This is a genomic window from Clostridium sartagoforme, from assembly GCF_004794105.1.
Taxonomy (GTDB): domain Bacteria; phylum Bacillota; class Clostridia; order Clostridiales; family Clostridiaceae; genus Clostridium; species Clostridium sartagoforme_B.
Genome location: NZ_SRYR01000001.1, coordinates 1 through 12,878 on the forward strand (window position 1 = coordinate 1; position 12,878 = coordinate 12,878).

A 12,878-nucleotide genomic window follows, 5' to 3' on the forward strand; every position below is an offset into this window, starting at 1 on the left:
ATGATATTGTTGAAGATATAGATATAAAAGCTTTAGATGTTAAAAAAGGTGATAAAATTTACTTCATAATAACAGCTAATGAAAATAATGCTTGGGATGGAGGAAGATTAGAAGTTTCTATTAAGCCAGTTTAGAAATATGTAAATTAATAATATAAAAGGAGCTGCCTTAAAATGATTTAATTCATTTTAAGGCAGCTCTAATTTTATTAAAATATAACTTGTAATAACACTACATATTAACATTTCCAGTAGATCCTCTAAATATAATTGAAGTTTTTACATGCATTGTTCTAAAAGGAATTAGAGGATTTTCTATTCTTGAAAGCAAAAGGTTTGCTGCAAATTTTCCCATTTCATAGCTTGGGATATTAACTGTAGTAAGTTTCGGCTCAATTATCTTTGATTCCGCTGAATCATCGAATCCACATACTAATATGTCATCTGGGACAGATAAGCTAAGTTCTTTTAATACTTTTATTAAATATATAGCAATAAAATCATTAGCGCATATAAAGGCTTGTGGTAAATGTGACATTAAAGATAATTTATCTTTAAGTAGTTTGGATGAGGTAAGAAAGCTTTTATCATTTTCAAGAATTGATTTCTGAAAATCTATATCAATTCCAGAATCAGATAATGCAGTTGAATATCCCTTCCAACGTTCATTAAAACTTGCACAGTGATTAATATCACCGATGAATCCAATATCTGTTATATCATTTTTTAACAGGGTTTTAGTTAGCTTATAAACACTATGATAATTTTCCATTAAAAGAATATCAGCATTAAGTTCTGAATCATCATTATTTACTGATGAATCAATAAATAATGTCGGTAGATTTAAATTGCAAATTAATTTATTGTATTCATGGTTAAACATTTCTATACAGATTATACCATCAACTGATTCTGGATTAAAATTAATAGGCAAACTTAAGGAATCTACATCAGTATCTCTAATCAGATGCATAGATAGTCTAAAGCCTAAATTACTTATTGTTTTCTCGAAACCTGATAAAAGATTAGCACCAAAGTGAGAACTGTTTGGCATGTTGCATGTAAATAGTGCAATTTCCTTATTACCTATAGGGATTTTATTTTCTATAGGAATTTCACTATTTATTAAGGTGTTAAGGTGAGAAAATTGTTTATATCCCATTTCAATTGCTTTTTGAATAACTTTTGTTTTAGTACTTTCAGAAATTGTTCCAGTATTATTAAGTGCTTTTGATACAGTATTTCGAGACAGGTTTAGCATATCTGCTATATCTTGAACTGTAACCTTTTTATTTTGCATTATAAAATACTCCTTTACATTTATTAATAAAACTTTTTTATTAATGTTAATTTAATACTACCATTTTACTATACCAAATTAAAAGAGAAAAGGAAAGAAAAATAGTGTTACAAATGTAAAATAAATTTTGTGCAAAGGTTAAAAATTAAGTTGATAAATGTAACTACATATATTGACAATGTAAAATAAAAATGATAATATTAGATTATCACAGTAGAAAATGTTTACAGAAAGAGCAAAAATGTAAAGAAATAAACTGTTTATGTTACAAATGTAAATATGGATATAGAAGGGATGGGATTAAATTGAGAGAGGTAGAAAACCTTTTACCTAGTACAAAGAAAAATTCAAAAAATATTTTAAAAAAAGAACCTTCAAATGTTTTAGGGGGAATAAAGGATAAGTTAAATAATAATTTTAAGTATATGAAAAAAAATTATGAATTATATCTTTTTTTCATGCTACCACCTCTGATTTTATTAATTGTGTTTAAGTATGTTCCAATTGGTGGGATATTAATGGCATTTGAGGATTACAATCCTATTGCTGGACTTCTTAATAGTGAGTGGGTAGGTTTAAAACATTTCCAAAGATTTTTAAGCTCGCCAGATTTTATGCAGTTACTTATGAATACATTAAAGTTAAGCGTATATGGCTTATTATGGGGATTCCCAATGCCAATTATATTAGCTTTATTATTATCAAGAGTAAAGAGCGAAGGATTAAGAAAAAAGATACAACTAATTTTATATGCTCCAAATTTTATTTCAGTAATAGTAATTTCGGGGATGATAATATTATTCTTATCTCCTGTAGGACCTATTAATAACTTTTTAGGAACTGCAATTAATTTCATGACTAAGCCTGAAGCATTTCGTACTATATATATAGCTAGTGGAATATGGCAAGGAGCAGGATGGGCTTCTATTATTTATACAGCAGCACTTTCTAATTCAAGCAAAGAGTTAACAGAAGCAGCAATTATAGATGGAGCAAATGTTTTTCAACAAATTATATATGTTGACTTACCAGCAATAAAGCCAATAATGGTTATACAATTTATATTATCAGCAGGTAATATCATGAGTATAGGTTTCGAAAAAGCGTTAGCATTACAGACAAGTTTGAATTTGCCAACATCAGAAATTTTATCAACATATGTTTATAAAGTGGGTCTTCAATTAGGGGACTATAGTTTTTCTACTGCAGTAGGACTGTTTAATGCAATAATAAATTTAATTCTATTAATTATTGTGAATACAACTGTTAATAGATTGAATAAGGACGAAGAAGAAGCACAAGGCTTGTAGGAGGTGGATAAAATGATGAAAAAAGAAAAAAGTAGGCTTACAAAATCTGATAAATTTATTATGGGTAGTGGGTACTTTATATTAGCAGTATTTGTGCTTTTAATTATTATACCACTTGCGTATGTACTTATTGCATCTTTCATGGATCCAGTTGAATTAAGTAATAATGGAATAACTCTTGACTTTAGCAAATGGTCTTTAGAGGGATATAGAAGAGTTTTTGAAGATGATATGATTTTAAGAGGGTTCCTTAACTCTATGTTCTATTCAATTACTTTTGCCCTTATTTCAGTTGCAGTTACACTTTTAGCAGCATATCCATTATCAAAAAAAGATTTTGTGGGGAAAAAGTTCTTTAATGCATTATTTATTATAACTATGTTTATAGGTGGAGGTTTAATGCCAACCTATCTTTTAATGGATAAATTAAAGCTTATTAATACAGTGTGGGCAATACTACTTCCAGGGGCAATTAATGTATGGAATATAATGCTTGCTAAAACATATTTCAGAAGTTTACCTAAAGAATTAAGAGAGGCTTCAGCTATAGATGGTGCAAGTGAAATAAAACATTTCTTCAAGATTGTTTTACCAGTTTGTAAACCGATAATTGCAGTATTGATTCTATATCAATTTGTAGGACAATGGAATAGTTATTTTGATGCTATGATTTATTTAGATGATGCAAGCTTACAACCATTACAACTTGTAATAAGATCAATATTAATTCAAAATACTCCAGCAACTGGAATGATTGCTGATATTCAAAGTACAGCAGCAATGGCTAAGATTGCAGAGTTATTAAAATATTCAACTATAGTAATTTCAAGTTTACCATTATTAATTATGTATCCATTCTTCCAAAAATACTTTGATAAAGGTATCTTAGGCGGATCATTAAAAGGCTAAAAATAAATATAAAGGAGATTAAATATAATGAAAAAATCTATGATTAAAAAAATATTATGTGTCTCATTAGCAACTATAACAACATTATCAATGGTAGCATGTGGCTCTAAGGGCGGAAAGGAGACAAAAGTATATACAGATGTTTCATTTCCATTAGAAGAAACTGCAACTTTAAAAATGTTAACACATGCGCCTGCTATTTCAGAGCAAGATCCAAGTAAAAGGCTTATATTCCAAAGGCTAGAAGAAGAAACAAATGTGAATATAGATTGGACATGTTATGTGGATGATCAATTTGCAGATAAAAGAAATTTAGCATTATCTAAGAAAGATACTCTTCCAGATGTTGTTTTTGACTCATACATGAGTACTTATGATTTACTTCGTTACTCAAAGCAAGGAGTTATTATTTCAGTAGAAGATTTAATTAAAGATTATATGCCAAACCTTTCAAAAGTATTAGATGAAAATCCAGAGTATAGAAAAATGATTACAGCTCCAGATGGACATATTTATTCTTTCCCTTGGATAGAAGAATTAGGAACAGGTAAAGAAGCAATTCAATCAGTAGGAAATATTCCATATATAAATAAAAAATGGATTGATGAATTAGGACTTCAAGTACCAACAACTACAGACGAATTAGTTTCAGTATTAAAGGCTTTTAAAGAAAAGAAGCCTGATTCAATTCCAATGTCATTTATTATGAATAATGGAGACCAAGATCCAGGAATCTTACTTGGAGCATTTGGAGAAGGGGATAACGCAGATCATTATCTTGTAACAAATGACAAAAAAGTTATTTATTCAACAGTTCAAGAAGGATATAAAGAAGGAATTAAATGGCTTAATAGCCTTCAAACACAAGGATTATTAGATCCAGAAGCATTTACTCAAGATTGGTCTACTTATGTATCTAAAGGTAAGAATGGAAAATTTGGTATGTTCTTTACTTGGGATGCAGCAAACGTAGTAGAAAATGCAAGTGATTATATTGCTCTTCCAGCATTAGCAGGACCTAATGGAAATGTTAATATTCCAAGATCTAATGGATTTGGTGTTGATGTTGGTAGATGTGTTATAACATCAGCAAACAAAAACTTAGAATTAACAGCAAAATGGATAGATAGATTATATGATCCAGTTCAATCAGTTCAAGACAACTGGGGAACTTATGGTGATGAAAATAATCAAAATGTATTTGAATTAAAAGAAGATGGTAGCTTAAAACACTTAGAATTAAATGGAGCATCTCCTTGGGAAGTTCGTGCAAATCAATTCGTTGCTGGTCCTTTAGCTATCCTTGATGAGTATTATGGAAAATATACAACTATGCCGGATGATGCAAAAGCAAGATTAGATATACTTCATGGAACATATGTAGAAAATATGAAAGCAGAATATAATTATCCATTAGTATTTATGACTTCTGAAGATACTGAACAACTTACTCAATATGAAACTGCTGTAAGATCATTCACAGAACGTAAAAAGGCAGAGTGGATATTAAATGGTGGTATTGATGCAGAGTGGGATGCATATCTTGAAGAAATAGAATCATTAGGATTATCAAAAATGTTAGAAATTAAACAAAAATATTTAGATGAGTATTTTAAATAAAATAATAAATTAATGCATAAGAGACTATAGGTCTCTTATGTATTATATTAGAGAAAAAGGAAGGGTTTAAATAAATGAGGGAAAGAAATGCAGCAATTTTAGAAAAAGCAAAATTATATGAAAATGAATTTATCAAAAGTATTAGCAAAGATGAAAAACCATCATTTCATTTATGTGCGCCTATAGGATGGATTAATGATCCAAATGGATTTTCTACTTTTAATGATGAATATCATTTATTTTATCAATATTATCCATATGATACAATATGGGGACCTATGCATTGGGGACATAGTAAAACAAAGGATTTTATAAAATGGGAACAACTACCGGTAGCTCTTGCTCCTGATGAAGATTATGATATGGAAGGATGCTTTTCAGGTAGTGCTATAGAAGATGATGGTAAACATATAATTATGTATACTGGGGTTTTAGATAAAACTAATGAAGAGGGAAAGCGTATATTAAGACAAACTCAATGTATTGCAATTGGAGACGGAATAAATTATGAAAAATTAGATTGCAATCCAGTTATAACAAATGAAATGTTACCAGAAGGAAGTAGTTTAGAAGATTTTAGAGATCCTAAGATATGGAAAGATGGGAATGAATTTTATACTGTAGTTGCAAGTAGGAGTAAAGATGGTAGTGGACAAATTCTTATGTATAAATCAAGGGATTTAAGAAATTGGGAATATGTTACTATTGTTGATAAGAGTGAAAATAAGATAGGACGTATGTGGGAATGTCCAGATTTCTTTAAATTAGATGAAAATTATATTCTTGTAATTTCACCACAAGAGGTTAAGGCTGATAAAAATGGTTTCCATAATGGAAATAATACAGCATATATAATTGGGAAATATGATAAAAATAATAATAACTTTACTAGAGAAAAGTATAGTGTTATAGATTATGGATTAGATTTTTATGCACCTCAAACTTTTGAAGCAAAAGATGGAAGACGTATAATGGTAGGATGGATGCATTCTTGGGAGAATAGAATTGTACCACATGATTTTAAATGGTGTGGAATGATGACTATACCTAGAGAGCTTACAATTAAAGATGGTTTTTTAATTCAAAATCCAATTAGAGAAATTGAAAATTATTATAAGAATACTGTTGAATATAATGATTTATCAATTGAAAAAGAAATATCTTTAGAAGGAATTAATGGTAGGGCAATAGATATTACATTAGATATTGATGCAAGTAAATCTGAAGAATTCCAAATTAAAGTAGCAAAAAATGAAGAATATGAAACATTAATAAGCTATAACCCAAGAAAGAGTATAGTTACATTTGATAGAAGTTACTCTGGAAAATATGGAGATACACTTCATAGAAGAGATATTAGTGTAAAAGAAAATGATGGTAAAATAAAATTAAGATTAATTATAGATAAGTATTCTGTAGAGATTTTTATTAATGATGGAGAACATGTAATGACATCTACATTCTATACACCTTTAAATGCCACAGATATTACTTTTTCATCACAAGGATTAACTTTAGCTAATATTAAAAAACATGATATTATTGTGTAAAAAATAAATTGTTCTTACAATTATATACTATGTAATAATTAAGATAAATAAGCTTATAGGAAATGAGGATGTATGGTATGAAAAGAGTTATTTGTACAGGAGAAGCGTTAATAGATTTTGTATCTACAGATTTAGGAAGTTCATTAAAAGAAACAAATGGATTTGTGAAAAAGGCAGGTGGAGCTCCTGCAAATGTTGCTGCAGCTATATCAAAACTAGGTGCAGAAGCATATTTCTTTGGAACAGTTGGTAACGATGCCTTTGGTAGCTTTTTAGAAGATACTTTTAAAAATAATAATATAATGACTGATTTTATGTATAAGCTAGAAAATCATAATACAACTTTTGCATTCGTATCATTAATGGAGGATGGTGAAAGGGATTTTGAATTCGTTAGAGATGCCGATTCTTTTCTATCATATAATATGATTAAAGATGATTTGGATAAATTTGATTTATTTCACTTTGGAAGTGCCACTGCTTTCCTAGATGGGGAATTAAAAGGCACCTATTATAAGTTAAAGGAATATGCATTGAAAAATAACAAGATAATATCATTTGATGCTAATTATAGAGATAATTTATTTAATGATAAAAAGGATGAATTTATTAAATGTTGTATTGATTTTATTAAAGATAGCTATATAGTTAAATTGAGTGACGAAGAAGCCTTGTTAATTAGTGGTAAAAATACTATTAAAGAAGCATCAGATTTTATTTTAAATTTAGGATGTAAGAATTTGATAGTTACATTAGGTAAAGAGGGTGCAATGTTAACAACAATTGAAAAACAAGTGCTAGTACCAACTAAAAAAATGAAAATGAAGGATTCCACAGGTGCTGGGGATGCATTTATGGGAGCAGTACTTGCACAAGTATTAAATTCACCAGAAAAGGATATGGAAGAAATAATTAGATGTGCTAATATAGTTGGTGGAATAACTACTACAAAGGTTGGCGCTTTAGAATCTATACCAACATGGGATGAAGTTGAGAACTATTTGAAAGATATTAATAAATTTGAATAAATATTAATATTGATAAATTTGAATAATATTCTTATATACATAGGGGAAAATATATATTTTCCTCTTTTTTCTGTGCTCGGAGTAGGTGCGTACTAGTGGGTGAAAGTCTGATTTGTGGCTCAGAAAACTTATAGCTATATTTTTAATAAAAAACTCCTTTTAAAGATAAAAAGAAATCTGGCAACTGCCTTTGATTATCAGAAGGAGGACATTCATAATAAATAATGTAAATGAACTTTAAATAAATATAGAAGTAGAAATATAAAGTTAGAATTATTTACAAATAATTGTATGAAAAAAGTTAATATTGTTATATTATAATTATAGTGGTTACATACAAATTTAACCATTAATTATCTGAAAGGATGTGATGTTTTATGATGAGTTTAGTAAGAATTAACAGAAACTATATTGTTGTTTATGGGAAGGTGACTACAGTATAGAGTAATTTAATATCCTTCCCAATAACTTATGTTTCGGGAGGAAAAATGAATAATAAAAACTTACTAGAATTAGGATTAAATGAAGGATACATTAAAGAGGCAAGTATCTATAATGATGATTTTTATTTAGGAAGAGTGTCAGTACAATACAAAGATATTTATAAAGTATTTACTGAGGAGGGAGAAGTACTTGCAAGGGTATCTGGTAAATTATCATATTCTTCAAATAATACTTTAGATTATCCTGTAGTAGGAGATTGGGTATTATTAGATAGAACAGATAATAAAAATGGAGATGCTATAATTCATAAGGTATTGTCTAGGAAAAGTTATTTTTCAAGGAAGATTGCAGGAAGTAGATTTGATATACAAATAGTTGCTGCAAATATTGATTATATATTTATATGTACAGCTTTAAATAATGATTTTAATATTAATAGGCTTGAAAGATATATAGCAGTTGCATGGGATAGCATGGCAATACCAGTAATAGTATTAACTAAGTCAGATTTATGTGAAGATATAGATGAAAGACTTAGAGCAGTTCAGGAAGTTGCTATAGGAATAGAAATATTAGTAACTTCAAGTTTAAATGAAAATGGATATGAGAAAGTCAAAGAATATATAAAAAGTGGAACAACCATAGCCTTTATAGGCTCATCAGGAGTAGGTAAATCTACTTTAATAAATAAGATATTAAATAAAGATATATTAAAGACTAATTCAGTAGATGAAAATGACAAGGGAAGACATACAACTACCCATAGAGAATTATTTGTGTTAGAAGAGGGTGGTGTAATAATAGATACCCCTGGAATGAGGGAACTTGGATTAATGTCTGCTGATGTTGATAAATCCTTTAGTAATATTGAAGAATTAGAAAGCCAATGTAAATTTTCAGATTGTACTCATAAAAATGAACCTAAATGTGCTGTAAGAGAAGCAATTGAAAAGGGAGAATTAGACTTAGATAGATTAGAGAGATATAAGAAGCTCAAAAGAGAAGAAGAGTATAATTTAAAAAAGTCTATGCAGCAAGAGAAACAAAGAGTAAAGAGCATAATTAGGGGGAAGAGATAAGATGAGTATATATTTAAAAGATATTAATGAAGAGAATTTATTAGAATGTGCACTCTTAACCACTAATAAAGAGGGGAAAAATTATGTTTTTGAAGAATTTGTTGCTTCAAATGCTTTTTCTATTGCGCAATCAAAAATTCAAGCGGGTTGGACTGTAAAAGCAATATATAACGAGGACTTAATGATTGGATTTACTATGTATGGATATTGTAATGAGTATGATTTTTATGAAATATGCAGGTTTATGATAGATCATAAATACCAAGGAAAAGGATTTGGAAGAATTTCTTTAAGAAAAATAATTGAAGAGATGAAGGGAAATGAGGATTGCAAGGATATCTATATTTCCTTTGATCCAAAGAATAATATAGCAAGAAGGCTTTATGAAAGCCTTGGATTTAAGGATACAGGAAAAACTTTAGAAGAAGAATTGTTATTTGAATTAGAAGATAATTAATAATATTATGAAGAGTTGCTTATGCAACTCTTTTTTATAGTAACGAAAAATATTTTAATTATATGGAACCTTTGATTTAAGATAAACGTCTAATTAAGTGAAGGAAAGTTCACATAGCTATGTTAGATGGGGAAGGAGAGAGGTAATGAACACTTCAAGCATAATACCTATAGGTTTGCTTAGTAAGAGACGCAAGAGAATAGATAATAAAAATAGTAAGGTCATACTAGCTATAAATGGAGATAAAGAAGCCTTTAATAGTTTAATTGAGGAAAATATGAAGTCCTTATATATTGTTGCTAGAGGGATATTAAATAGTGAGTATGATATTGAAGATGCATTTCAAAATACCATAGTTAAGGCTTATGAAAAGATTCCATATTTAAAAAATCAGGAGTACTTTAAGACTTGGATAACAAGAATTTTGATAAATGAATGTAATAATATAATACGAAGAAATAAGAAGTTTATATATATGGAAGACTCACAAATTAATAATGAAATTTATGAAGATAAATATAAGGATTTAGACTTAATTAAAGCAATTGACTCTTTAAGTGAAGATTTAAGGCTAACTACATGGCTATTTTATTTTAATGATATGTCTATCGAAGAAATAAGTAGCCTTTTAAAGATAGCAAAGGGAACAGTTAAGTCAAGGTTAAGTAGGGCTAGAGAAAAAATATATAATATTATGAGTGAGGGATAGTCATGAATAATTATAATGAAGATAAGTTTAATGAAATTTTAAAACATAAAGCAAAGCAAGAAAATATACAAGCTCCAGAGAGCTTAAAAAAGAATGTGTTAAATACATTAAATAAATTACCTGATAGGAAAGTTAAAAGAAAAGGTAGATTAAGTAAAGTATCTGGTTTAGTGGCTGGATTAATTGTATGTTTATTAACATTTAATGTATTTATGCCAGCCTATGCAGAAAGTTTACCAGTGATAGGACCTACATTTAAAGAAATTAATGAGGCTATAGGAATTGGAGATAAGTATATAAAAGGTTCTAAAGATGTAGATATTACTAAAAAATATAAAGATACTACTATGACAATTAATAATATTTACTATGATGGGGTAGAGCTTGCTATAGCATATGAACTAAAGTCAGAAAGTGGATTTGATGATAAACCAATAATATTCCCTATAATAAGAAGTGGATTTAAGGGGATTCAATATGATAATGAAGAAAACAATGGAGAATTCATAGATGATAATACTTATGTAGGATTGGCATCTTATTCATTTACTAATGATAAGTTACCTGATAAAGCTAAAATAGAATTTATAGTTAATGATTTATATGGAAATTGGGTTGGATATTATCCTAAAAAGTTAGATTTTAAATTTTCTATAGACTCTAAAGATATGGGAAAAGAAGTCTATACTATAAATAAAGATATTAAATATGGTGAAGAATCCTTTAAGATTAGAGAGGTAATAAAAAGTAAGTTAAATACTGTTGTATATGTTGATATCTATAATGAGCTTAGTAAAGCAAATAAATATTATCAAGGTGATTATCTTAAAGAGTATAATTTTGAATTTATAGCATTGGATGATAAGGGGATTCCATTAAATAATAAGGGGATGGAGTTTTCTGGTGTCTTTAAAGCAAAAAAATCATTAATAGGGACTAGTATATTTAGATTTGATAAGATATCAGAAGAAACAAAATCAATAACTCTTATACCTATTATTAGTAATAGTAATCGTATGTCTATTACTAATAATACAATTGAAAATGTAAAATATACTATAGAAAAAATAAATGAAGATAATGAGACATTAGTAAAATCAAGCTCAGAAGAAGAATATATTATAAATGATATTGATTTCCAAGAAGATAAAACAGTAGTAAATTTAAAAGCTAAAAAATATTTAAGAACTTTGGAAGACATTCATATTTCTATTTGGGATGAAGAGAAATTAGATAAATATAATAGTTCAAATAAAGGTCAAGAAGACGAATGGTATAAAGGAACAACTGATATAGAAATTAAAGAGACTAAATTTAATGGATTAGATGATGGATATAATTTCACATTAACATTACCTGCATTAGATAAAAGTAAGGATTATTATATAGCAGCACCTAATAGAGATATAAAAGTCTTAGAAAATGAAAAAATAACTATTGATTTATCTAAAAACTAAGGATTATTAAATAATGAAAAAAGTATAGTATTAAACTTAAAGAGCTGCCATATAGCAATTTTAAATTACTAATGGGACAGCTCTTTCTATTTAGTAAAAATTAAATTTTATTTAAAGAAATATTACTAAAATTCCTTGAAGAACTCCAATAATGGAACCAAGTACAAGACCTAGGATTTCAATATGTTTTAGTTCTTTTTTAGCAACTTTAATTATTATATCTTCAAGTTTCTCTAAATCTAATTCATTTATTTTTTCTTCAATAATTCCTTGAATATTAACATTTTCTTTAGCTTTAATTAATAAATCATCAGTAATTTCACTAATTGCACTAGGAACTTCCTTATTTAATATTTCATCAATATAAGGGGAAGCCATCATTCTAAAGGGCATAGGAATAATATTTAGCTTTTCATTTATAATAGCTTTAATTTTTTCTATTATGTAAGAATTGAAATTTTCACCATTTGAATTATTTAATGCTTGCTCTAATATATCATTCATTGAAAGAAGTTCATTAGAAATTACTTCACCAATATTTGCTGCAATTTCTTTTTTTCTCTTAGGAATTAGTCCTAGTATTTCAAAATTTAAAATTGGAATTCTAATAGGTGTAATTGGTCTAAATAAAAGCTTTATAGCTAATATATTAGTTATCCACCCAATAAGTCCACCAACAACAGTTAATATTAAAATAGTTATAAGTTTATCCATAAGTTCCTCCTACATAAGTAATTATAATTACCTTATAAAACTCATAGATTATTTTATAATTAAAAGAGAATTATTTCAATATAAAATTGACTATGTAGTACAAGTATTATCCATTAGGGCTTTATAATATTTATTAACTTAATATTTTATAGAGTTTAATTTATTTTTTTATTGATTATTTCTTAAGGGATATGTAGCCGTATAAATTAGTACTAACTTTAGGGTGATTTATATTAGAAAAGTTGTGAAACAAATTAATTAAAGAAAAGGATAACTGTAAGGTAGAAGAAATAAGAATTAAT

11 protein-coding genes are annotated in these 12,878 nt (G+C 27.8%); 9 read left to right on the forward strand and 2 right to left on the reverse strand.

Annotation, left to right across the window (positions count from 1 at the left end):
• Positions 1 to 231 precede the first annotated feature (231 nt).
• Entirely contained in the window at positions 232 to 1,299 is a 1,068-nt protein-coding gene (locus E5347_RS00005; protein ID WP_136003292.1) for a LacI family DNA-binding transcriptional regulator, read from the reverse strand.
• Positions 1,300 to 1,724: 425 nt separating this feature from the next.
• Between E5347_RS00005 and E5347_RS00010 the strand changes: the two genes are divergently transcribed.
• The 9 genes from E5347_RS00010 (at position 1,725) to E5347_RS00050 (ending at position 11,862) form a co-directional block, all read left to right on the forward strand.
• Positions 1,725 to 2,609, forward strand: coding sequence for an ABC transporter permease (locus tag E5347_RS00010; RefSeq protein WP_136005811.1), 885 nt, complete (start codon positions 1,725 to 1,727; stop codon positions 2,607 to 2,609).
• A gap of 15 nt (positions 2,610 to 2,624) precedes the next feature.
• Positions 2,625 to 3,518 (forward strand): carbohydrate ABC transporter permease, encoded by an 894-nt coding sequence (locus E5347_RS00015; protein WP_136005812.1) that lies wholly within the window; start codon positions 2,625 to 2,627, stop codon positions 3,516 to 3,518.
• Positions 3,519 to 3,545: 27 nt separating this feature from the next.
• Positions 3,546 to 5,138, forward strand: a complete 1,593-nt coding sequence (locus E5347_RS00020; RefSeq protein ID WP_136003294.1) for an extracellular solute-binding protein — start codon at positions 3,546 to 3,548, stop codon at positions 5,136 to 5,138.
• Positions 5,139 to 5,212: 74 nt separating this feature from the next.
• Positions 5,213 to 6,688, forward strand: coding sequence for a glycoside hydrolase family 32 protein (locus E5347_RS00025; RefSeq protein WP_136003295.1), 1,476 nt, complete (start codon positions 5,213 to 5,215; stop codon positions 6,686 to 6,688).
• 77 nt (positions 6,689 to 6,765) lie between these two features.
• On the forward strand, positions 6,766 to 7,716 hold the full coding sequence (locus E5347_RS00030) for a carbohydrate kinase family protein (RefSeq protein ID WP_136003297.1): 951 nt from the start codon (positions 6,766 to 6,768) through the stop codon (positions 7,714 to 7,716).
• A gap of 488 nt (positions 7,717 to 8,204) precedes the next feature.
• On the forward strand, positions 8,205 to 9,239 hold the full coding sequence (rsgA, locus tag E5347_RS00035) for a ribosome small subunit-dependent GTPase A (protein WP_136003299.1): 1,035 nt from the start codon (positions 8,205 to 8,207) through the stop codon (positions 9,237 to 9,239).
• A gap of 1 nt (position 9,240) precedes the next feature.
• A complete protein-coding gene (locus tag E5347_RS00040) occupies positions 9,241 to 9,696 on the forward strand; it encodes a GNAT family N-acetyltransferase (protein ID WP_136003300.1) in 456 nt (151 codons plus the stop codon).
• Positions 9,697 to 9,841: 145 nt separating this feature from the next.
• The gene (locus E5347_RS00045; RefSeq protein WP_136003302.1) at positions 9,842 to 10,405 is read left to right on the forward strand and encodes an RNA polymerase sigma factor; all 564 of its coding nucleotides are present in this window, start codon (positions 9,842 to 9,844) and stop codon (positions 10,403 to 10,405) included.
• Positions 10,406 to 10,407: 2 nt separating this feature from the next.
• Positions 10,408 to 11,862 carry a DUF4179 domain-containing protein gene (locus tag E5347_RS00050; protein WP_136003303.1) on the forward strand — a complete coding sequence of 485 codons (1,455 nt, stop codon included), beginning with the start codon at positions 10,408 to 10,410 and terminating at the stop codon, positions 11,860 to 11,862.
• 111 nt (positions 11,863 to 11,973) lie between these two features.
• On the opposite strand, the gene E5347_RS00055 is transcribed toward E5347_RS00050, so the two are convergent.
• Positions 11,974 to 12,576, reverse strand: coding sequence for a DUF445 domain-containing protein (locus E5347_RS00055; protein ID WP_136003305.1), 603 nt, complete (start codon positions 12,574 to 12,576; stop codon positions 11,974 to 11,976).
• Positions 12,577 to 12,878: the final 302 nt, after the last annotated feature.